General features: G+C 64.2%; 21 protein-coding genes. 7 read left to right on the forward strand and 14 right to left on the reverse strand.

Features of this window, described 5'->3' with window-relative positions; genetic code table 11:
• The first annotated feature begins 107 nt into the window (after positions 1-107).
• Positions 108-557 (forward strand): universal stress protein, encoded by a 450-nt coding sequence (locus C163_RS21830; RefSeq protein WP_025340594.1) that lies wholly within the window; start codon positions 108-110, stop codon positions 555-557.
• Here the strand turns inward: C163_RS21830 and C163_RS21835 are convergent.
• The 5 genes from C163_RS21835 to C163_RS21855 form a co-directional block, all read right to left on the reverse strand.
• Positions 554-1,213 (reverse strand): Abi family protein, encoded by a 660-nt coding sequence (locus C163_RS21835; RefSeq protein ID WP_025340595.1) that lies wholly within the window; start codon positions 1,211-1,213, stop codon positions 554-556. The genes C163_RS21830 and C163_RS21835 overlap by 4 nt on opposite strands.
• Before the next feature lie 269 nt (positions 1,214-1,482).
• Positions 1,483-2,343, reverse strand: a complete 861-nt coding sequence (locus C163_RS21840; RefSeq protein ID WP_025340596.1) for an HlyD family secretion protein — start codon at positions 2,341-2,343, stop codon at positions 1,483-1,485.
• A gap of 10 nt (positions 2,344-2,353) precedes the next feature.
• Complete coding sequence (locus C163_RS21845) at positions 2,354-2,554, reverse strand: DUF1656 domain-containing protein (RefSeq protein WP_008097766.1); 201 nt, start codon at positions 2,552-2,554, stop codon at positions 2,354-2,356.
• A gap of 4 nt (positions 2,555-2,558) precedes the next feature.
• Complete coding sequence (locus C163_RS21850) at positions 2,559-4,736, reverse strand: FUSC family protein (RefSeq protein WP_025340597.1); 2,178 nt, start codon at positions 4,734-4,736, stop codon at positions 2,559-2,561.
• Complete coding sequence (locus C163_RS21855) at positions 4,733-6,262, reverse strand: efflux transporter outer membrane subunit (protein WP_025340598.1); 1,530 nt, start codon at positions 6,260-6,262, stop codon at positions 4,733-4,735. Before C163_RS21855 ends, C163_RS21850 begins: the two co-directional genes overlap by 4 nt.
• 191 nt (positions 6,263-6,453) lie before the next feature.
• Here C163_RS21855 and C163_RS21860 point away from each other — a divergent pair, with 191 nt between their 5' ends.
• Positions 6,454-7,401, forward strand: a complete 948-nt coding sequence (locus C163_RS21860; protein WP_013974172.1) for a LysR family transcriptional regulator — start codon at positions 6,454-6,456, stop codon at positions 7,399-7,401.
• A gap of 177 nt (positions 7,402-7,578) precedes the next feature.
• Positions 7,579-8,553, forward strand: a complete 975-nt coding sequence (locus C163_RS21865) for a D-glycerate dehydrogenase (protein WP_025340599.1) — start codon at positions 7,579-7,581, stop codon at positions 8,551-8,553.
• Between the two features lie 134 nt (positions 8,554-8,687).
• Here the strand turns inward: C163_RS21865 and C163_RS21870 are convergent, their stop codons facing one another.
• Positions 8,688-9,590 carry a DMT family transporter gene (locus C163_RS21870; RefSeq protein WP_025340600.1) on the reverse strand — a complete coding sequence of 301 codons (903 nt, stop codon included), beginning with the start codon at positions 9,588-9,590 and terminating at the stop codon, positions 8,688-8,690.
• A gap of 273 nt (positions 9,591-9,863) precedes the next feature.
• On the opposite strand from C163_RS21870, the gene C163_RS21875 reads away from it, so the two are divergent.
• On the forward strand, positions 9,864-10,739 hold the full coding sequence (locus tag C163_RS21875) for a helix-turn-helix domain-containing protein (protein WP_025340601.1): 876 nt from the start codon (positions 9,864-9,866) through the stop codon (positions 10,737-10,739).
• Positions 10,740-10,853: 114 nt separating this feature from the next.
• On the opposite strand, the gene C163_RS21880 is transcribed toward C163_RS21875, so the two are convergent.
• The 6 genes from C163_RS21880 to C163_RS21905 form a co-directional block, all read right to left on the reverse strand.
• Positions 10,854-13,244 carry a TonB-dependent receptor gene (locus C163_RS21880; protein WP_025340602.1) on the reverse strand — a complete coding sequence of 797 codons (2,391 nt, stop codon included), beginning with the start codon at positions 13,242-13,244 and terminating at the stop codon, positions 10,854-10,856.
• Between the two features lie 218 nt (positions 13,245-13,462).
• Positions 13,463-14,446: a FecR domain-containing protein gene (locus C163_RS21885; RefSeq protein WP_025340603.1), complete on the reverse strand. Its 984-nt coding sequence runs from the start codon at positions 14,444-14,446 to the stop codon at positions 13,463-13,465.
• Complete coding sequence (locus C163_RS21890) at positions 14,443-15,018, reverse strand: RNA polymerase sigma factor (protein WP_025340604.1); 576 nt, start codon at positions 15,016-15,018, stop codon at positions 14,443-14,445. The genes C163_RS21885 and C163_RS21890 overlap by 4 nt, the downstream gene beginning before the upstream one ends.
• A gap of 4 nt (positions 15,019-15,022) precedes the next feature.
• Complete coding sequence (locus C163_RS21895) at positions 15,023-15,349, reverse strand: DUF3325 domain-containing protein (RefSeq protein WP_015271767.1); 327 nt, start codon at positions 15,347-15,349, stop codon at positions 15,023-15,025.
• Positions 15,349-16,926 carry a PepSY domain-containing protein gene (locus C163_RS21900; RefSeq protein ID WP_025340605.1) on the reverse strand — a complete coding sequence of 526 codons (1,578 nt, stop codon included), beginning with the start codon at positions 16,924-16,926 and terminating at the stop codon, positions 15,349-15,351. Before C163_RS21900 ends, C163_RS21895 begins: the two co-directional genes overlap by 1 nt.
• Positions 16,923-17,228: a DUF3649 domain-containing protein gene (locus C163_RS21905; RefSeq protein ID WP_025340606.1), complete on the reverse strand. Its 306-nt coding sequence runs from the start codon at positions 17,226-17,228 to the stop codon at positions 16,923-16,925. Before C163_RS21905 ends, C163_RS21900 begins: the two co-directional genes overlap by 4 nt.
• A 232-nt stretch (positions 17,229-17,460) precedes the next feature.
• Between C163_RS21905 and C163_RS21910 the strand changes: the two genes are divergently transcribed.
• On the forward strand, positions 17,461-17,808 hold the full coding sequence (locus tag C163_RS21910) for an HPF/RaiA family ribosome-associated protein (RefSeq protein ID WP_003260689.1): 348 nt from the start codon (positions 17,461-17,463) through the stop codon (positions 17,806-17,808).
• 120 nt (positions 17,809-17,928) lie between these two features.
• Positions 17,929-18,219 (forward strand): DUF3509 domain-containing protein, encoded by a 291-nt coding sequence (locus C163_RS21915; RefSeq protein ID WP_025340607.1) that lies wholly within the window; start codon positions 17,929-17,931, stop codon positions 18,217-18,219.
• Positions 18,220-18,222: 3 nt separating this feature from the next.
• Here the strand turns inward: C163_RS21915 and C163_RS21920 are convergent, their stop codons facing one another.
• Entirely contained in the window at positions 18,223-18,693 is a 471-nt protein-coding gene (locus tag C163_RS21920) for a phosphate-starvation-inducible protein PsiE (RefSeq protein WP_025340608.1), read from the reverse strand.
• A gap of 586 nt (positions 18,694-19,279) precedes the next feature.
• On the opposite strand from C163_RS21920, the gene C163_RS21930 reads away from it, so the two are divergent.
• Positions 19,280-19,543, forward strand: coding sequence for a YebG family protein (locus C163_RS21930; protein WP_003260692.1), 264 nt, complete (start codon positions 19,280-19,282; stop codon positions 19,541-19,543).
• Between the two features lie 191 nt (positions 19,544-19,734).
• On the opposite strand, the gene C163_RS21935 is transcribed toward C163_RS21930, so the two are convergent.
• A complete protein-coding gene (locus C163_RS21935) occupies positions 19,735-20,754 on the reverse strand; it encodes a Glu/Leu/Phe/Val dehydrogenase dimerization domain-containing protein (RefSeq protein WP_025340610.1) in 1,020 nt (339 codons plus the stop codon).
• Between the last annotated feature and the right edge of the window lie 33 nt (positions 20,755-20,787).

Consider the following 20,787-nt stretch of genomic DNA (forward strand, 5'->3'; position numbering starts at 1 on the left):
AGTGACTGCACAGGCTTTGAATACTGTGGCGCACCTGTGGGAGCGGGTTTACCCGCGAAGAGGCCAGAACAGACAACCCCTTAGCCAGCCTGAAACAAGGATTCCACATGCCCAGCCCTGTCCTGATCGCCATCGACGCCTCCCCTGCATCCACCGCCCTGCTCACCCTCGCCCGCCGCTACTGCCGCGCCGACGAGCACGAACTGCACGTGCTGCTGGCCATCGACACTACCTTCGCCGTCCACGACCAACCCGCGCCTTACACCGCAGAAGAACTGGAAGAATACCCCGCCGCCTGCGAAGAGCAGCACCAGGCCGACCAAGCCGTGGCCGAGGCGGTGCGCGAGTTGCAGCAAGCCGGCTTCGCCAGCCGGGGCTGCATGGTGGCCGGGCAGCCGGTCGAGGCAATCGTGGCCAAGGCACAGGAACTGAACTGTGAACTGATCATCATGGGCCACCGCCACCTTTCGCGGCTGGGGCGGATGCTGGACCCGTCGATCAGCGCGAAGGTGATTGATCGGGTGAAGGTACCAGTATTGGTGGGGGCTGCTGGTTAGCAGTCATAGGCGGTGCAGCAAACCCAGTTTGACCATGCTTCGGAAAAACCATCATAGCGGGTAAGCCAAGGCTTCAACTCCGGGCTTACCCAACCAATAACTTCAAGGCAGAGAAGATGCCGTTGCCGAATATCGGGTTCCAACCAGAGCAAGGCATCGTGGTGAGCTGCTCGATTGCGTAGATCCCGAATCAGATTCAACACCTTTGAAATTTCATTTCTTTGGCGCCTTTTCTTCGGGCACCGGGGGAAAGCAAGGCGTAACTCCTTCCAGAGCGCCTGCTCGTGCCTGGTGTTAAGCAGGGAGACCCAAAAACCAAAGCTAAGATCAGAAACGATTTTGTCGGGTGTTGCGGCATGGCGCTTCACCTTGATCGATGCCTTGGCCTTCTCAATTTCTGACCTGTCGACAGCGGTGAGTGACTCCGCCGCCTCCCACCAATCGGCTCGCCCGTACTTGAGCCGCAAAGCCTGATTCAGGGCGTTGCGCAGACTGACCTCCAGTACGTGCAGGCACGGGTAGATTGCTTGCCCGAGCAGCATGTTATGGGCATACGCAGTAGCGGCGGCGGTTTTACGAGGGTTGATGGCGTATCGAGCAAGGCGAGGCTTGGAAAAAGCCTGCTCAAGAAATTGGCTCCAGTCCTGGTTTGTCAAACTCGTCCCTCCTGTATTAGCATTCGCGATGCAGCCCTATGTCGCCCTCTCCCAGAAGACCTGATGGTCATGCTGGTGATGACGCTAGGTACGTATCAATGGCCCCGCATTGCGGGGCCATTCCTTTTCCGACTCACTGCCAGAGCAAGCTGCAGGCGACTCGAAAACGGCATTGTGCAGCGCGAGCTACAGGCGACTCATGACATCCGCTTCCTACCCTCGTGTAGTCCTTTTCCTAAAGACGCCAAAAAGTCCAACCTAAGCTGTGATCACCCCTCACTCGGCTTCACCACCACCGTACAAGTCGTCCCCGCCGCCAGCAAAAACCCGTCCGGCACCTCATCGATATGAATGCGCACCGGCACCCGCTGCGCCAGCCGCACCCAGTTGAAAGTCGGGTTCACATCGGCGATCAACTCGCGGCTCTGTGGGTTGTCGCGGTCGTAAATGCCGCGGGCGATGCTCTCCACATGCCCTTTGATGCGCTCGCCGCTCATCATCTGCAGCTCAGCCTGGTCACCCACCTTCACATGCGGCAGCTTGGTCTCCTCGAAGAACCCGTATACCCAGAACGAGTTCTCGTCGACCACCGCCATCACCGCTTCACCGGTACGCGCATAGTCACCCTTGTGGATATTCAGGTTGGTCACGTATCCGTCCACCGTGGCCACGATATGCGTGCGCTTGAGGTTCAGTTCGGCGGCTGCCAGTTCGGCAAGGGCCTGCTGGTAGTCCGCCTGGGCGGAGTTGGCGATGTTGCTGGCGTCGTCGCGGTTTTCCTTGGAGATCACCAGGTTGTCCATGTCTGCACGGCGCTTGGCGTTGACCTTGCGCATCTCCCAGGTGGCCTTGCGCGAAGCGACCAGCGCCTTGGCCTGGTCGACCGCCAGTTGGTAATGCTCGGGGTCGATCTGGATCAGCAGGTCGCCCTTCTTCACCCGCTGGTTGTCCTTGACCGGCACGTCCACCACATAGCCAGGCACGTCGGCAGCGACGTTGATGATGTCGGCACGCACACGGCCGTCGCGGGTCCATGGCGTGGTCATGTAGTGCAGCCACAACTGGCGACCGATCACCACGGCAGCGGCAAGCACCAACAAGGTGGCGATCAGGCTGAAGAACTTTTTCATCGAAGGATTCTCACCAGTAGAGCGACAGCGCCAAAGCGCCGAACAGGCAGACGAACAGGCTCAGGCGCAGCAGCGCCGGGTGCCAGAAGAAGCGGTAGCCATCATGGCTGGCAATGAACCGGTCCAGGCCCCAGGCCAGGCCCAGGGCGAACAGGAACATCAAGGTCATGGTGGGCATGTACACGCCATGGAAAGCGATTTCACGGGGCATGGTTTCACGGAGCATCGTGCAGTCCTTTCGCCGGTGCCAACGGCGACTGTGGGTCGAGCAGGGAAGAACGGATGAAGTGCAGGTAGCTTTGCGCGCGGCGCAGCACCGAAGTGTCGAAGTGGCGGGCGAAGGGCTCGTCGGTGGCCTGCACGCGGGCGATGGCGTGGTCCACCGCCACCAGCGCGCGTTCGTGGTTGCTGGCGCTGGGCTGCAAAAACAGCCGGGCCAGGGCACGGCCCATCACGCGGATCGCCTGGCGCCAGGGCTGCGACTCGGCGTAGGCCGGGTGCACCGGCGCACGGGCCTGTTCCTTGCGCAGCTCGATGATGGCGTGGCCGATTTCCAGCACGGTGAACATCCAGCCCATCAACTGGCTCTGTACCTGCGGCTTGCCGGCTGCCAGGCCATAGGCCTGGTGCAGCAGGTCACGGGTGCGGCTTTCGAAGGCGGTGCCGATGCCGCGCAGGCGGCCGCTGATGGCGAACAGCACCTGCTCGCGCAGTTCCTGCTCCAGGCGGCTCCACAGCCAGCGGCTGTTGGGCGGCAGGATGATCGCCCCGGCAGCGGCACAGACGAACATGCCGATGACCATGCCGATGTAGTCGTTGATGAAGGTGTATGGGTCATACACGGTGAGGTTGTTCGGCACCGAACCGATGGCGAAGAACACCAGCAGGCCGATGCCGTAGCCAGCATAAGCCGGCCGTGACGAAAGGAACGCGCCCAGCACGAACACCGGTGCCAGGACCATGCACAGCAGCGGGAAACCGTCGATCCAGGGGAACACGAAGAAGGTTTCGAAGAAGCCGACGAAGGCACCAATCGCCGTGCCGCAGGCCATCTGGAACGACATGCGCTTGGGGTTCGGCGAGGCTGCCGACAGGCCCACGGTGACGGTGGCGATCAGGGTCATCATGGCGCCGCTGGGCCAGTCGCTGAACAGCCAGTAGCTGCCCAGCAGCAACAGCACCGCCGAGGCGCGCACACCGGCGGCCAACGATACCAGCCAGCTGGTCTGCGCCACGTAGGGCTCATCCCACTGCTCGCGTTCGTGCCGGTGCGCGGCCAGCGAGGCGTGGGTTTCGGCGTAGCCGTACATCTCGTCGACGAAGCGGTAGAGCAGCTCGAAGGCGGTGTGGAAGTCGAGCAGGTCGGACTCGCTCGGCTCGGTTGCCAGGTACTCGGCGCGCAGGCCGCGCACCTGTGCCTGCAAGCCTTCCTTGTAGGCGGCCAGCTCCAGGGTCAGGCGTAACGCATCGGCGTCGGTCAGCGCCCGGCCCACGTAGGGCTGCAACAGCTCCACCAGGGTGTTCAGGCCCGGCTCGATGGCGCCGACGATCTGCAGCGGGCCGCGGGCGCGCAGGCGCTCCAGCAACCGGTGCAGGGCATTGAAGCGCGTGGTGATGGCCATGAACTCGCTGTTCATGCGCACCAGGCGACCAGAGCGCCGGCGCATGTGCGGGTCTTCGAAGGCGGTGACGTTGCGCAGGCTCTCGAGGCCCACTGCTTCAGCGACGAAGCGCACGTTGCTACTCTCGAAGCGGTCCCGCTGGCTTTCGCCGCGCAGAGCCTCGACCACCACCCCGGCGAACACGCCAAAGCGCTGGTACAGGGCGTTGCGCATGGCGGCACTGGCCGACTGCGGCAAGATCGCGGCGCTGACGAAGGTCGACACCAGAATGCCCAGGGCAATTTCCAGCACCCGCCATACCGCCGCCATGAACGCCTGGTCAGGGTGCTCCAGCACCGGCAGGCCGATCATCGCCGCGGTGTAGCCGGCCAGCACGAAGCCATAGGCGCGGAAGGTGCGGTAGCGCATGGCACCGGCCGAGCACAGGCCTACCCACAGGGCCAGGCTGGGCAGGAACAGCTCGGTGTTCTGCGGGAATATGGCGATCAGCGCCACCATCATCGCCGAGCCGGCCAGGGTGCCGAGCACCCGGTAGAAACTCTTGGCGAACACATGCCCGCTTTGCGGCTGCATGACGATGAACACGGTGATCATCGCCGTGCGCGGTTGTGGCAACTCCAGGCGCATGGCCAGCCACAGGGTGATGAACGCAGCGGCCAGCACCTTGAAGATGTACACCCAGGTCACCCCGTCGGTGCGCGCCCAGGCAAAGAAGCCCCGGCGCCATTCCAGGCTCTGCAGCCAGCGCACGGGCAAACTGGAAGTGCTCATTCGGCGTTATCCGGCTTCTTGTCGAAAATGGCCAGGGTGGCCGGGGTTTTCGGTGCGGCCTGGCGCTCCTCTTTCGGCACATCCTGACCAGCCTGCAAGCCGCCGCCCAGGGCGGTGACCAACTCGGCATGGGCAATCAGGCGGGCAGCCTGCACCTGCTGTTGCACCTGCTGCTGGCGGAACAGCAAGGTCTGGGCGTTGAGCACGTTGAGGTAGTCGGTAAGGCCACGCTGGAAGGCGACCATGGCGATGTCGTAGGTTTTCTGCGCGGCCGCGACCGACTCGGCGGCGAAGTGCGACTGCTCCTTCATCGACTCACGGCGGATCAGCTGGTCGGAGATGTTCTTCAGCGCACCGACCACGGTCTGGTTGTAGCGCGCCACGGCCACGTCATAGCCCGCCGAGGCCACGCCCAGCTGCGAGCGCAGGCGGCCACCGTCGAAGATCGGCAGGCTGATGGCCGGGCCGACGTTGTAGTTGAACTTGCGCCCGGTGAGGAACTCCAGCGGGCCGCCGCCGGTTGCCATGAAACCAAGGCTGCCGACCAGGTCGACGTTGGGGAAGAAGCCGGCATGGGCGACATCGATGCCCCGCGCCTGGGCGGCCACCTGCCAACGGCTGGCGACCACGTCGGGGCGCTGGCCGACCAGTTCGGCCGGCAGGTTCGACGGCAGCTTCAGCGGCGCGGCCAGGGCCAGGCTCGGGCGCTGCAACTGCGCGCCCTCCCCCGGGCCCTTGCCGGCCAGGGCGGCCAGCTGGTTGCGGGCCAGGGCAATTTCTTCGTCCAGGCTGTCGAGCTGGCGGTGGGTTTCCGGCAACGGCGCTTCGGCCTGGCTGACTTCGAAGTGAGTGCCGATGCCGGCATCCAGGCGGCGCTTGGCCAAGGCGAGGATCTGCTCCTGCTGTTCCAGCTCGGCCTTGACGATATCGCGCTGGGCGAAGTGCAGGCTCAGCTGAATGTAGGCGCGCACCACGTTGTTCTGCAGCTCCAGTTGCGCCTGGCGGGCTTCGGCCACGCTCATGTGCGCCTGGTCCACGGCCTGCTCGCTGGCGTTGCGTTCGCGGCCCCACAGGTCGAGTGCATAGCTGAAGCCAATGGCGGCGTTGTTGTCCCAGGTGTTGGCACCGGAAAGCGCGCCCGGGCCGTAGAACTGGTCTTCAGGCCAATTGTGGCGCTTGAGCGAGGCCTGGCCGTTGGCCTGGAGCTTTTCCGCCGATTCGACCACGCCGGCCATGGCCTTGGCTTCGCGCACCCGCGCCGCAGCCATGGCCAGGCTCGGGCTGCCGGCCACGGCCAGGGCAACCCAGCGGTCCAGCTGGGGGTCGCCATAGGCGTGCCACCACTGCTGGTCGGGCCAGTGCGCGTCGGTCGCGGCTTCGCGTATGGCCGCGTCGGTGGTCAGGGTGTTGGCTTGCAGCGTCTTGCTTTGCGGGGCAATGCCCCAGGTTCCGATACAGCCGCTCAAGGTGAGGGCAAGGGCACAGGCACTGAACGCATTGAGCGTTCTGATGATGCGACGCGGCACAGCTGCGATTTCCCGAGGAAGAGGTAAAGGGGCCGGGCAATTCTAGGGGGCGGCAGCACTGGCGATAAGCGTGGATTCCTGCGAATCTTTGTTACCAAAACAGCGATAATCCGCCTTTGGTCGAAGGCAACTTTTCATCTCTTTTACGTTACTTCGTGACACAATTTTGTCCTCTACATCGAGAGTGACCCATGGACACCCTGCAAAACATGCGTGCTTTCAGTTGCGTAGCCCAACTCGGCAGCTTTACCGCTGCCGCCGGGCAACTGGATACGACCACCGCGAACGTGTCGCGGGCGGTCTCCAACCTGGAAGCCCATCTGCAAACAAGGCTGCTCAATCGCACCACCCGCCGCATTGCGCTGACCGAAGCCGGCAAGCGCTACCTGATGCGTTGCGAACAGATTCTTACCTATGTCGAAGAAGCCGAGGCCGAGGCCAGCGACGCCCATGCCCGCCCGGCCGGGCAGTTGAAGGTGCACTCGATGACCGGGGTCGGTCAGCACTTCGTGGTCGACGCCATCGCCCGCTACCGCGAATCGCACCCGGACGTGACCTTCGACCTGACCATGGCCAACCGCGTGCCCGACCTGCTCGACGAGGGCTATGACGTGTCCATCGTGCTGGCCACCGAACTGCCCGACTCGGGGTTCGTGTCCCAGCGCCTGGGCATCACCTACAGCATCGTCTGCGCCTCGCCCGCCTACATCGCCCGCCACGGCGTTGCGCACAAGCCTGCCGACCTGCTCAAGCACGCCTGCCTGCGCATGGTCAGCCCGGTGATTCCGTTGGAGAAATGGCTGTTCGACGGGCCGGAAGGCCAGGAGATGGTCAACATCACCAGCTCGCCGTTCATGGTCAATACTGCCGATGCCATGAAAACCGCCATCCGCAGCGGCATGGGCGTGGGCGTGCTGCCGATCTATTCGGCCATCGACGGGCTGCGCGATGGCAGCCTGGTACGGGTGCTGCCCGAGTACCGGCTGCAGGAGCTGAACCTGTACGCCATCTACCCGTCGCGGCAGTACCTGGATGCCAAGATCAAGACCTGGGTGGAGTACCTGCGCAACTCGCTGCCGGAGATTCTGGCAGCCCATGAGGCGGACCTTAAAACCCATCAGGTGATGATCGCCAACTAAAAAGCTGCTGCATTGCGAGGGCGGACAATGGTAGGTTGCTAACCATTGTCAGGCCATTCGCGGGCACGCCCGCTCCCACAGGTAATGCACAGGCCTTCAATCTGTGCGGTACCTGTGGGAGCGGGCGTGCCCGCGAAGAAGCCCCCACCGTCCCACGCCTTGCAGAGAAGTTGCCCGATGAAAAAGACCGTCCTGGCCTTCAGCCGTATCACCCCGGCCATGGCCGAACGCCTGCAGCAAGACTTCAACGTGATCGTGCCGAACCCCAAGCTCGGCGACATCAATGCCCAGTTCAACGAAGCCCTGCCCGAGGCCCATGGCCTGATCGGCGTTGGCCGCAAGCTCGGCCGGTCGCAGCTTGAAGGGGCGGCCAGGCTGGAGGTGGTATCCAGCGTGTCGGTCGGCTACGACAACTACGATCTGGACTACTTCAACGAACGCGGCATCGCCCTGACCAACACCCCCGACGTGCTGACCGAAAGCACCGCCGACCTGGGCTTCTCGCTGATCATGGGCTGCGCCCGCCGCACCGCCGAGCTGGATGCCTGGACCAAGGCCGGCAACTGGCAAGCTACCGTGGGCCCGGCCCATTTCGGCAGCGATGTGCACGGCAAGACCTTAGGCATCGTCGGCATGGGCAACATCGGTGCCGCCATTGCCCGCCGCGGCCGGTTCGGTTTCAACATGCCGGTCATCTATTCCGGCAACAGCCGCAAGAGCGCACTGGAGCAAGAGCTGGGCGCGCAGTTCCGCAGCCTGGAGCAACTGCTGGCCGAAGCCGACTTTGTCTGCATCGTGGTGCCGTTGTCCGATGCCACCCGCAAGCTGATCGGTGCGCGTGAGTTGCAACTGATGAAGCCGAGCGCGTTCCTGATCAACATCGCCCGCGGGCCGGTGGTGGACGAGGCGGCGCTGATCGAGGCACTGCAGAACGGCACCATTCGCGGTGCGGGCCTGGACGTGTACGAGAAAGAGCCGCTGAGCGATTCGCCGCTGTTCAAGCTGCCCAATGCCCTGACCTTGCCGCACGTTGGCTCGGCCACTGCCGAAACCCGCGAGGCCATGGCCAACCGGGCAATCGACAACCTGCGCGCGGCGCTGCTGGGTGAGCGGCCGCGGGACCTGGTGAACCCGCAGGTGTGGAAGGGCTGATAGCCCCCTGCTCCCTGCCCTGGCCCTTTCGCGGGCTCGCCCGCTCCCACAGGTACACCACCGCCCTAAAGGCCTGTGCAGTACTTGTGGGAGCGGGCGAGCCCGCGAAAGGGCCGGCACAGGCAACCCATCACCTATTTGGCCACCACAACACCCTCAGCCACCCTGGCCTTGGGTTTGCGAAACACCAGTACATTCCCCGCCATCACCGCCACCAACCCCAACAAGGCCGGCGCCGTCCACTGATACCCCTCGGCCACCGCCGACACGTTCAACGCCACCAACGGGAACAGCACCGTGCAGTACGCTGCCCGCTCCGGCCCCATGCGCCCGACCAGGGTCAGGTAGGCGGTAAAGGCGATCACCGAGCCCGGCACCACCAGGTACAGCAACGAGCCGATGTACCGCACGTTCCACTCCATGCTGAATGGCACGCCGCTGACCACGCAGAACACCGCCAGCATCACCGCCCCGTAGACCATGCCCCAGGCATTGGTAGTCATGGGTTTGAGCCCGGCCTTCTGCTGCATGCTCGACAGCATGTTGCCGGCCGAGAAGCACAGCGTGCCGAGCAGCGCCAGGCCAAGGCCGTACAGGGTTTCGCGGCTGGCCGAGTGGTGGGACAGCTCGGGCCAGAACAGCAGCCCCAGGCCAAGTAGCCCCAAGGCGCCGCCGCCGAGCACGTTGCTGGCGATCTTCTGGCCGAAGAAGATCCGCGCGTTGAGTGCGTTCCACAGGGTGGCGGTGGAGAACACCACGGCGATCAGGCCGCTGGCAATCCACTGGCTGGCGCTGAGGAAGCAGATGAAGTTGACGCAGAACAGGCACAGGCCCTGGGCCAGACAGATCTGGTGGCCACGCCGGTTCATTGGCTGCAGGCGGCGGGTGAGCAGCAGAAAGGCGAACAGGATCAGCCCGGCCAGGGCGAAGCGGTAGACGATCGAGACCGGAATGGCGACCACACCCAGCTGGAGTTTAAGGGCGATCCAGGTGGTGCCCCAGATCAGGACGGTTAGCAAGTAGAGTGACAGGTTCATCGGTGGGGCTCCTCAGGCGATCGACCATGCATCCCGGGGCCGCGATGCGGCCCATCGCCGGCAAGCCAGCTCCCACAAGTACAGCGCCAAGCTCGAGGCTGGCGCGGTCCCTGTAGGAGCTGGCTTGCCTGCGATCGAGGGCGCAGCCCTCGCCGAGGCCTCCAGTTTCATCCGGGGGCCCCTCCCCGGCTTGCACAAACTTGCGCATTTGTCCCGCGGGTAGCTGTAAGCCTGCCCAAGGCGCAGTAGGATGGCTGGCAAGAGGAACCGCCCATGACGCCACTCACCCAGCTGCAAGTGTTCAACGCCATGCACGCCTCGCCCCACGCCCGGCTGGAGCTGAGCGCGCACCTGGGCGACGGGCTGGCGGCGGCGTTGTGGAGCAACCGCGACGATGCCCGCGACTACCAGGCACCGAGCCATCACACCCTGTCGTGCTACATCGCCGACGGCACCGGCACCTTTCGCCGCCAGCGCCCCGGCGACAAAGGGGCGCCCGACAAGCTGTGCGTGATGCCCGCCGGGCAGGAATCGAACTGGGTGGTCAATGGCGCGATCCGCCTGGCGCACCTGTATGTCAGCGAGGCGCAATTCGCCCTGGGCTGTGTGCGCCTGCTCGACCGTGAACCGCGTGAGCTGCAACTGCAGGAAGCGACCTTTCTCGATGACCCGCAGCAGGCCAAGCGCTTTCGCCAGCTGATAACCCTGGACTGGGATGAACCTGGCGAACGCTTGCTGGCCAGCAGCCTGGCGCACGAGATCGTCGACCATGCGCTGCTCAACCAGGTCGGGCTGCGCCAGGGCCTGCGGCTGAAAGGCGGGCTGGCACCGAGCCTGCGCCGGCAAATGGTCGACTACATCGAAGCGCACCTCGACCAGCCCATCACCCTGGGTGAACTGGCCTTGCGCTGCAACCTGTCCGAATACCACTTTGCGCGCATGTTCCGCGCCAGTTTCGGGCTGCCGCCGCACCAGTACCTGCTCGCCCGGCGGCTGCACCGGGCCTGCCAGCTGTTGCGGCTGGGGTTGATGCCTTTGGGGGAGATTGCCCTGTTGTGCGGGTTTGCCAGTGCCAGCCATTTCAGCAACCGGTTCCGCCAGGCGGTCGGTGCAACGCCTGGCGAGTACCGTCTGGCCTTCAATTCGTGAAACTGGGGCCGCTTTGCGGCCCTATCGCGACACAAGGCCGCTCCTACAGGGGTACGCGTTTCCCTGTAGGAGCGGCCTTGTGTCGCGATAGGGCTGCAAAGCAGCCCCAAATGCCTAGAACTCGAAGGTACTGGACAAGCTCACCTGCCGCGCATCGCCAATGGCCACAAAGTACTGGTTCACCGCCGAGCTGTAGTAAACCTTGTCGAACAGGTTCTTCACGTTCAGCTGCAACAGCACCTTGTGCTCGTCGAGCCTGGTCTCGTAGCTGGCAAAGGCATCGGCCACGGTATAGGACGGCAGGTCGAAGGTGTTGGTCGGGTTGCCAGCGCGCTCGCCCACGTATCGGGCCCCCGCGCCAATGCGCAGGCGATCGCCGCCGAACAGGCTGCCATAGTCATACACTGCCGACAGCGAACCACTGTGGCGGGCCACGTTCTGCAGGCGGTTGCCCTTGAGGTCCGGGTCCTTGGTCACTTGCGCATCGGTGAAGGCGTAGCTGCCGATCAGGCTCCATCGCTCGCTCAACTGACCAGTCAGGTCCAGCTCGACACCCCGTGAGCTGACCTCTCCAGCATTGCTGTACACCGTTTCGCGCGTACTGGTATCAAAGTTGGAAACCAGCACGTTGCGCTTGGTGATGTCGAACAACGCCAGGGTTCCGGTAAGGCGGCCTGGCATGTCGAGCTTGGCGCCCAGCTCCCACGATTTGCCCTCCTCCGGCGCCACCGACGAGTCAAGCACCACGTTGCCGACCAGCGGCGCGATGGTGGAGTTGGGCTTGAACGACTCGCTATAGCTGCCATAAAACGACAGCTGCTCGTCCACCTTGTAGACGATACCTGCATGCGGCACCCACGCCTGGCCATTGATGTCGGTGTTGGCCTTGAACGGGCGGCCGCGGCCGGCGTATTGGTCGAACTGCTGGAAGCGCGCACCGGCCACCAGGATCCAGTGATCATCCAGGTGCAGCGCGTCCTGCACGAACAACGCGTCGGTGCGTAGCTTGTCGGTCTGGTCGCTGTCACTGGCTTTGACGGTGGTGCCCTCCACTTCCTGCCCGTAGATCGGGTTCATGTAGCTGAAGGTAGATTGGGCGCTCTGCCGGATCAGGTCCCCGCGAAAGATCTTGCGGTCTTCATGATCGACACCGAACAGCAGGTCGTTCTGCATCCCGGCCAGTTGCACATTGCCGGCCAGGCTCAGGGTGGCGAACTGGTCACGGCTCATGGCGTTGTGGGTGCCGTCGATGCTGCGCGACAGCGTGCCGCTATTTTCATTCACGCCGGTCACCCGCACCTGGCTGGCATCATAGGTTTCGCGGTTGAAGCTGTAGCCGAAGTGCAGCTTCCAGTCATCGGCCAGTTGGTGGTCGACTTCCAGTCGGTACAGGTCGGAACGCCCCTCCATGTCGTTGAAGGGCTCGTCCAGGCGCCGCGTGGCTGGGATATCCAGCGGGTGGCCGTTGTTGCCGAACGCCGTGCCACGGTCGAAGGGGTAGAGAAATTCGCGGTGCTCGTAGGCCAGTACCACCTGGGTGTCTTCGCCCAGCCAGGCCAGCGACGGCGCTACCAGCGATTCGCGGTGCACGCCGTAGTTGCGCCAGTAGTCTTCATCTTCGTGGTCGACGATCAGGCGATAGGCGAAGTTGCTGTCGCCGAGCGCGCCGGTGCTGTCGAACCCGCCACCGCTGCCGTTCTTGCCGCTGCCGTAGGTCGACCCGCGCACGGTCAGGGCGTTGTACTGCTCGAGCTGCGGGCGCTTGCTGACCACGTTGATGACCCCGCCCGGGTCCTGGATGCCGTACAGCAGCGAAGCCGGGCCCTTGAGCACTTCAACCCGCTCGGTGCTGGCGTTGAGGCTGCGGCCCTGCACGATGGGCATGCCATCGCGCATGATCGAGCCGTCGCGGTTGTCGCCGAAACCGCGCTTCATCACCGTGTCGGAGGTGCCACCGAAATTGTTGCCCTGGGTGATGCCGCTGACATTGGCCAGGGCGTCATCGAGGTTGCGCGGAGCCTGGTCACGGATGACCTGGGCCGGCACCACGTTGATGGCTTGGGGGATGTCCTGGCTAGGGCCCTGCCCGCGCATGATCGAGGCGGTAGCCGGGGGCTGGTAGCTGTAGTCGTCCAGTTGCGAGGTCACGGTGATGGCCTGCAGGTTAAGCGCGCCGGAGGTGTCCACTGCTTCGAGGGTGAGCGTGCGTGCATCGACGCGGCGCCAGGCCAGCCCGGTAGTGTCCAGCAGCTGTTGCAGGGCCTGTTCGGCGCTGAACCTGCCGTTCAGCGCCGGCGCCTGCACGCCTGGCAGTTCCAGGGTGTAGACCACGCTCTGGCCGGTGGTGCGGCTGAAGGCACCAAGTGCCTGGGCAAGGGGTTGCGCTGGCTGGGCGAAGGTGTACGCCTGCTGCTGCTCGGCGGCACAGGCCAGGGGGGCGACAGCGAATGCCGGGAGCGCGGAAAGGCCGAGCCAGAGAGGGACGCAACGCGGGGTGAACTTCATGGACGCTGACCTGTGAGAGGGATATGACTGCGAATGAATCGCACTTCCACTCATTACACGGATGCCACGTCCTGTTACCTCACCCGCTACCTGAAAATATTTTTGCCTGTGCCGGCCTCTTCGCGGGCTTGCCCGCTCCCACAGGGACTGCACAAGTCTCGAATCCGGTGCAGTACCTGTGGGAGCGGGCAAGCCCGCGAAGAGGCCGGCACAGGCAACTATCGGATGACAGTCAACCGCCCCAGCACAGTCTGCCGCGAAAAGCCCATCACCTTGCCCAGCGAGTCCAGCGCCAGCAACGGCTCGGCCACGGGGAAACTGCCACTGACCTTGCGCCGCCCCAACTCATCATCGAGCAGCAGGATGCGCCCCGGGTAATAACGCCCCAGGTCCTCGACCACCTGCGCCAGCGGCACCTGGTAGTAATTCAGCCAGCCCTGGCGCCAGGCCAGGCGGTTGTCGCTGTCCACCGCCAGGGTGTCGCCGACTCGGCCGGCAGCGTAGGCCGCCTGCTGGTTGGCCGTCAGTTCACGCGCTGCTGCGCCCGGCGCCGGGCTCACCGCCACCCGCCCGCTGCGTACCGTGACCTGGGCCCCCTCGTCCTGCTCGCGCACTTCGAACTGGGTGCCAAGCACGCGCACCTCGCCACCGGCAGCTTCCACCACGAACGGCGTGCCGGTATGCGTGACCTGGAAGAACGCCGCACCATGCAACAACCGCACGCGGCGCTCGCCCTGCACAAAATCGACTGCAATCGCGCTTCCCGCATCCAGCGTCACCTGCGACTGGTCGGCCAAGGTCACCTGGCTAACTTGACCAGCACTGCTGTAGTCGGCCTGCAGGTCCTGCAGCCACAGGCCCGGGTGCCAACCACCGGCAACGCCCACGGCCAGTACCAGGCACGCAGCCACCGCCAGCGCCGCGACCCGCTGCCGCCAGGGGTGCCTGGCCGGTGGCCTGGCCATCGCATCCAGGTAACGTTGCAGGCTTGCCTGTTCTTCAGCAGCCAGGCGCGCCGCCGGGGCGGCGCTGTTCTGCCACAGCGCCTGGGCCTGGGCGTAGGCCTCACGGTGCCCAGGGTCGGCCAGCAGCCAGCGCTTGAACGCCGCGCCTTCGGCTTGCGCAGGCTGCTCGTTGATGCGGCTGAGCCATCGCAGTGCAGCCCGGGACTGCGCCTCGGTGATCGGCGGTAAACGGCTCATCGACGGGCATTCCCTGGCCGGCGTGGGGTGGACGCGGGCTCGGCAACACTCGCCTTGCACGCTTCGAGGGCGCGCATCATATGCTTTTCCACAGCACTCTGGGACAGTTGCATGGCCTTGGCGATCTCGCCGTACTTGCAGCCGTGGATACGGTTGAGCAGGAAGATCTGCCGGGTGCGCTCGGGCAAGGCGCGCAAGGCAGCGTCGATGCGCTGCAAGTCGTGATCGACCTCCACGGCCTGTTCCGGGGCCTGGGCCATGGCCGCTTCATCCAGCGGCAGCACAGCTTCGGCCACGCGCTCGCGGCTGCCTTCGCTGCGCAGGTGGTCGATGGCCAGGTTGCCGGCGCAGCGCAGCAGGTAGGTGTCCAGCGCCTCGACCTTGACCTCGGGGCGACGCCAGAAGCGCAGGAACAGTTCCTGGACCAGGTCCGATGCCGTGGCCCGGCAGCCGACCCGGCGGCTCACCAGGGCCTCCATGCGTGCCCGCTGGGCCTGGAACACCTGGACGAAGCGCGCACGCCCGCCGCCGCTTTCAGCACCCGCCTCGATCATGTCGCCCGGCTCGCTCACCTGATCACTCGGCGAACACGGCCAGCAACGGGCCCAGCACCACGCTGGCGGCGGCCAGGCCCAGCAACAGGCGGGGCTGGTATGGCAGGCCGAACACCCACAGGGTCACCCCGGCCATCATCACTGCGGTCCACTCCACCAGGCCATGGGCCCAGCCACGCAGGTGCACGCTGAGCACCAGCGACAGCACCAGCAACAGCCAGCCGGCGCTGCGCAACAGGCGCAACTGCCCGGGGCGCGGCTTGCGCCCGAGCAGGTCGACGAAGTGCTTCTCCATGGCCAGGCACAGGGCAACGAAGCCGGCGTAAGCGATCAGTGCATTACCCAGCATCAGCTCGCCTCCGCCGTTTCAGTACTCGGCTTCTTTGCTGCACGAGGGGCCCGCTTGGCCACAGGTTTCGGGCTGTGCAACATCTTGCCGGCCAGCCAGGCCAGGAACAGACCAGTGCCCAACGCTGTAAGGTCGAAGCCGGCCATCGCCCAGTCACCCGCCGACAGCGAATGGTTCAGGCCCTGGCCGGTGGTCAGGCCGTTGAGCGCCGGCAGCAAGGCGAAGGCCAGCGCGCCCAGCGCCAGTTGCTCGCCCCATGCCCGCCGCCCGCTGCGCAGCACAGCGTGCACCAGCGACAGGCCCCAGGCGGTGAAGAAGGCGTTGACCTCCCAATCGGCCCGGCCTTCGACACCCATCGGGATCAGGCGGTTGGCCCAGAAGAAGCCCGCCACGGCCAGCAACAGGCCGCTCATGCTGGCGATATTGAGCACCTCGACCAGGCGCAGTTCGCCCGGCAGGCGTTCGCTCTTCGCATGCTTGAGCTGACGCTTGCCCAGCCACATCACCAGCCCGGTGCCGATCACCGCGGTACCGGCCACGCCAAAGAAGAAGTACAGCCAGCGCAGCCAGGGCCCGGCGAAATTGCCCATGTGCAGGCCGGCAAAGCTGAAGGCGGTCATCATTGTCCCGCTCTCCGGCTTACCCTGGCTCAACAGCACACCGCTGGCGCCATCGAAGGTCCAATTGGCGCTGCGCCGATAGGCCACATGGTCGGCCGCGGACTGGGTGAAGGTAACGCGGGCATTGCTGTCGCCGGCATTTTCCACCTGGATACGGCCGATACGCGCGCCCGGTTGCAGGTACTGCACCTTGGCGTACAGGCTCGGCAACGGTACCAGCGGCGCGGCCACATGGGCCGCCTTGGGCGCATCGTTACGGCCGAACAGGTCGTTGAAGTACTTGCCGGTGTCATTGCCGTAGCTGGCCATGATGCCCGCCGGCATCACCATGTACATGAACAGCACCAGGCTGCTGTAGCTGATCATCAGGTGGAACGGCAGCACCAGCACGCCAATGGCGTTGTGCCCGTCCAGCCAGGAACGCTGGCCCTTGCCGGGGCGGAAGGTGAAGAACTCCTTGAAGATCTTCTTGTGGGTGATGATGCCGGTGACCAGCCCCAGCAGCATGATGAAGGCGCAGAACGTCGACAGCCAGCGGCCAAAGGGGTATGGCATCTGCAGCTGGAAGTGAAAGCGGTAGAAGAACTCGCCACCGCGACTGTCGCGTGCCTCCACCGGCTGGCCGGTCTGGGTATCGAGGGTCTTGGTGACGAAGCCGCGTGGCCCGCCATTGGGGTCGCGATAACCCACGCTCAAGGCGGCCTCGCGTGCGTTGGGCATGCGGATCAGCCAGGTGCCCGAATGCCCGGCGTTGTCCTGCAGGTACCGCTGGGCCACCTCCAGGCTATGGGTCGGGTCCAGTGCATGGCTGCGCACTTCCGGCTGCGACCAGTGGGTGATTTCTTCCTTGAAATACGACAGCGTGCCGGTGAGGAAGATGGCGAACAGCAGCCAGCCGAAGATCAGGCCGGTCCAGGTGTGCAGCCAGGCCATGGCTTGGCGGAAGCCTTCTTTCATGGGGTTTTCATCCAGTAGGCCAACCCGCTGATCACCCCCAGCAGCACGCTTGGCGCCAGCACGCCCAGCCAGGCGCGCAAAGCGCTGCGGCAGGCGAAGCACCAGATGAACGCTAGCAGGTAGAAGACGAATGACAGCAGCAGGCCGGTGAGCGTGGCATCGACCTGTGGCAGCGGCGCTACCAGGGTAATGCAGACGCTGGCCACGGACGCCAGCAGGTAGCCGCCCAGCAGCGCGGCCAGGCTGCGTGAAGTCACGGCCAGGCGATAGCTGAGCGAGAGACCGGCGGTTTTGCGCGTCATGGCGAAGGTCCGGGCGTTTTCGGGCCTGCAATAATAATGATTTCAATTCTCATAAGCAAAGGCCGAGCGATGAGCCGCCTGCCGCCTTGAATGCAACAAGAAATTTATTTTCAAAAAGGGCTTGAATTCGTTTCGCCGTTGCCTGACCTTAGAGTCAAGAGGCGCAGAAATTCCAAGGGTCTCAAAGGCCTAGGCGCGTCTCCATGCGAGCAAGCTGAATAAGGATTGAATCATGCAAATCCAGGTCAACAGCAGCAACCATTTCGAAGGCAACGCCCGGCTCGACCAGTGGGTCCGCAGCACACTGCAGAACTCGCTGGAACGTTACGAAGACGACCTCACCCGCATCGAGGTTCACCTGCGCGACGAGAACGGCGCCAAGCCCGGACCGCATGACAAACGCTGCCAGATGGAGGCTCGCCCCAAAGGCCACCAACCGATTTCCGTGACCCACACCGCCACTTCGCTGGACCAGGCGGTCGATGGTGCCGCCACCAAGCTCAACCACGCGCTGGAACACTTCTACGGCAAGCTGCGCAGCAAGCGCGGAGCCCTGGAACTGAGTGACCCGGACGCCTGATCGGCAATGCAAACGCCCGGCCTGATGCCGGGCGTTTTCGTTTGTATCGATCGATGGCGCTGAACCAACAGGTAATTTCCCCGGTCAACTTCTGCACTCATTCACCGCAGAAGCATGACCATGAACAACCCATTCGAACGAATCAGTGCTGCATTCGCCCCCGAATACCGGGTCAACCTGAGCATTGCAAACCTCGACGGCAGCATCATGCTGACCCTGTCCGACGACGCTGGCGTGGTCGCCAAGCGCCTCATCACCCAGGCCCAGCGCAATGACCCGGTACGCCTGCAGCGGGTGATCGACAGCATCCGCCTGGGCCTGGCCATCGAACACAGCCAGAACCCTCTGCAGGTGCTGGCCGCGCTGACCCGTGACGCCCGCCACGAGCCGCGCCATTTCATCGCCAACTGAGGGCTACTTGCCCTCCTCCACTTCCTTGCCGTTGGCATCCAGTACCTTGGTCGAGGGGTAGCGGTACGAGGCGTAACGCACCACCAGGATCGCGAACGCCAGCAACAGGATGCCACCGCACACGTACAACAGCCCTACGTCCGGCGCCTTGTGGTGCGAGACGTCGCCGATCAGCAGGCGGGTCAGCGCGGTGATGGCCACGTACAGCAGGAAGCGGATCGGCATGTGGTTGGTCTTGAAGTAGATACCGACCATCGCCCCCAGCTCCAGGTAGATGAACAGCAGCAGGATGTCATCGACACTGACCCCGCCCTTGCCGAGCATGTCCAGGAACGTCATCACTGCCGCATAGGCGGTGATCGCGCCAATGCCAAACAGCGCCAGGTAATGGAATGCCTCGACGCACAGGTTGCCCAGCGAGTCGGCCGAGCCGTGCAGGCCCTTGCGCAGCTTTTCTGCCCATTTGATGTTCACGATGTTCCATTCCCCGATACGTCTTGAAGGATGATGCGTCACCGGCGTGACGCTTGTGCCATGCAGTTAAAAGGCCAGGCCCCTGCCTTGGAAGGCGACCGATTGCCGCAAGGCACCTTGAGGCGTGGCAAGTTGCCAGAAGCGAGCAGCCACCGTGGTGCATCAGGCCTTGCTACTGCAGCCCAAATCGCCGGCTTCGATCCTGATGATGACCTCAATGCATGAGCTGGAAACGTTGCGGGCTTTGCTTGAGTCGGCACTGGTTCAGGTGCAGAGGCCCGCTGAGCCTCGGACTTTGCACTGAGGTTTGAGTGTTGCGTTGTCTGGGCTGGCCTCTTCGCGGGTAAACCCGCTCCCACAGGACCTCCACAGGCCTTTGAGGTAGATGCAGTACCTGTGGGAGCGGGTTCACCCGCGAAAGGGCCCGGATGGCCAAGGCGCTGATGGATGATGCTGAGTTGGGCATGAAGCAGTAAGCCCTCTGCACCACGCTACAATTTCTGCTTGCGAAGCAATCAACATTGCCATTACTGTATATAGATACAGTAAATCGAAACGCAACCAGCAAAAGGCATAGAGGTGATGAATGGCCGTCGAAGTGGTGTACCGCAGCAGCCGCGACCCGGAGCGCTTGTTCATGGATAAGGCCGAAGCAGACCGTCACGACAAGATGCTCGAACTGGCCGAGCGCCTGGCCGAAGTACTGCACAAGGCAGTGCCCTCGCTGAGCGAGAAACAGGTCGAGGAAGCCGGTATCTACATGGCCAAGAACCGCGATGTGTTCGCCCGGGCGTTCAAGAGCCAGCCGGATGCGCTGGCCGAGTTGCTCGAAGCGCCAGCGGCCGAGTAATTGCCTGCACTGGCCGCTTCTGGCTTGAGGTTCAGCGCGCTCAAGGTGGATGGCACGGGCTGCGCCCGTGTTCGCGGGCACGCCCGCTCCCACAGGGACCGCGTGGGTTTCAAGGTTTTGGGCAGAACAGGGAGGTATTCCTGTGGGAGCGGGCGTGCCCGCGAAGAGGCCCGCAAAGCCGGTATCGCCCCTCAACCGTAGAGCAACCGCTCCGCCAGCATCTGCGCCACCCGCGCCGGCGAGCGCTTCTCTGCCTGCGCATGGCCAAACACTTCGGTCAGCCGTGAAGGTATCCGCGCCAGGTGCGCAGTGATGGTGCCCAGGTCTTCGCCACGATGGGTAAGTGCCACGTAGATCAACCCACCGGCATTGATCACGTAATCGGGCGCATACAGTATCCCGCGCGACTCCAGCTGGTCGGCTACCTGCAAAGTGGTCAGCTGGTTGTTCGCCGCCCCCGCCACCGCCGCGCAACGCAGCTGCATCACGCTCTGCCCGTTCAACACCGGCCCCACGCCGCAAGGGGCAAAGATGTCGCAAGGGGTGCTGATCAACGCATCGTTGGTCACCGGATGGGCATTGAACTGCTCCACCGCCAACCGCACCCGCCCAGGGTCCAGGTCGCTCACCAGCAGGTCAGCACCCGCCGCATGCAGTTGCTCCGCCAGCGCATAACCGACATTGCCCAGCCCTTGCACCGCAACCCGCAGCCCTTGCAGGTCATCACTGCCAAGGCGGAACGAAGTGGTGGCACGAATGCCGGCAAAAACCCCCATCGCCGCATGCGGTGAGGGGTCACCCGAGGCCGTGGTGCTGGTCACATGGGGTGTGCTCTGGGCAATGCAGTCCATGTCCAGGGTCGAGGTGCCGCTGTCCACGGCGATGATGAAGCGCCCTTGCAAGGTGTCGATGAAGCGGCCAAAGGCCTCGAACAGCGCGGCACGGTTTTCCACATGCGGATTGCGCATGATCACCGCCTTGCCGCCCCCCAGTGGCAGGCCAGCCAGCGCCGCCTTGTAGCTCATGCCCTGGGCCAGGCGAATGGCGTCGGTCATGGCGCTTTCATCATCGGCATAAGGCAGGTAGCGGCAACCGCCCATGGCCGGGCCCAACTGCTCGCTGTGAATAGCCACCACGGCCTTCAGGCCGGTGGGCGGGTGGGTGAACAAGTGCAGCGACTGGGTACGGGTGCTTTGCATCAGCGCGAACATCGACAGGCTCCCCTACGAGGTGCTCCTTCCAGT

The sequence above is a fragment of the Pseudomonas sp. FGI182 genome (assembly GCF_000511325.1).
Taxonomy (GTDB): domain Bacteria; phylum Pseudomonadota; class Gammaproteobacteria; order Pseudomonadales; family Pseudomonadaceae; genus Aquipseudomonas; species Aquipseudomonas putida_Z.

Bases quoted from the DNA above. Each gene is read 5' to 3' on its own strand.
- C163_RS21905 (WP_025340606.1), bottom strand. From the start codon at position 17,228: ATGACGCGCAAAACCGCCGGTCTCTCGCTCAGCTATCGCCTGGCCGTG.
- C163_RS21880 (WP_025340602.1), bottom strand. From the start codon at position 13,244: ATGAAGTTCACCCCGCGTTGCGTCCCTCTCTGGCTCGGCCTTTCCGCG.
- C163_RS21875 (WP_025340601.1), top strand. From the start codon at position 9,864: ATGACGCCACTCACCCAGCTGCAAGTGTTCAACGCCATGCACGCCTCG.
- C163_RS21930 (WP_003260692.1), top strand. From the start codon at position 19,280: ATGGCCGTCGAAGTGGTGTACCGCAGCAGCCGCGACCCGGAGCGCTTG.
- C163_RS21895 (WP_015271767.1), bottom strand. From the start codon at position 15,349: ATGCTGGGTAATGCACTGATCGCTTACGCCGGCTTCGTTGCCCTGTGC.
- C163_RS21915 (WP_025340607.1), top strand. From the start codon at position 17,929: ATGAACAACCCATTCGAACGAATCAGTGCTGCATTCGCCCCCGAATAC.
- C163_RS21850 (WP_025340597.1), bottom strand. From the start codon at position 4,736: ATGAGCACTTCCAGTTTGCCCGTGCGCTGGCTGCAGAGCCTGGAATGG.
- C163_RS21910 (WP_003260689.1), top strand. From the start codon at position 17,461: ATGCAAATCCAGGTCAACAGCAGCAACCATTTCGAAGGCAACGCCCGG.
- C163_RS21885 (WP_025340603.1), bottom strand. From the start codon at position 14,446: ATGAGCCGTTTACCGCCGATCACCGAGGCGCAGTCCCGGGCTGCACTG.
- C163_RS21935 (WP_025340610.1), bottom strand. From the start codon at position 20,754: ATGTTCGCGCTGATGCAAAGCACCCGTACCCAGTCGCTGCACTTGTTC.
- C163_RS21865 (WP_025340599.1), top strand. From the start codon at position 7,579: ATGAAAAAGACCGTCCTGGCCTTCAGCCGTATCACCCCGGCCATGGCC.
- C163_RS21845 (WP_008097766.1), bottom strand. From the start codon at position 2,554: ATGCCCCGTGAAATCGCTTTCCATGGCGTGTACATGCCCACCATGACC.
- C163_RS21870 (WP_025340600.1), bottom strand. From the start codon at position 9,590: ATGAACCTGTCACTCTACTTGCTAACCGTCCTGATCTGGGGCACCACC.
- C163_RS21900 (WP_025340605.1), bottom strand. From the start codon at position 16,926: ATGAAAGAAGGCTTCCGCCAAGCCATGGCCTGGCTGCACACCTGGACC.
- C163_RS21860 (WP_013974172.1), top strand. From the start codon at position 6,454: ATGGACACCCTGCAAAACATGCGTGCTTTCAGTTGCGTAGCCCAACTC.
- C163_RS21840 (WP_025340596.1), bottom strand. From the start codon at position 2,343: ATGAAAAAGTTCTTCAGCCTGATCGCCACCTTGTTGGTGCTTGCCGCT.
- C163_RS21830 (WP_025340594.1), top strand. From the start codon at position 108: ATGCCCAGCCCTGTCCTGATCGCCATCGACGCCTCCCCTGCATCCACC.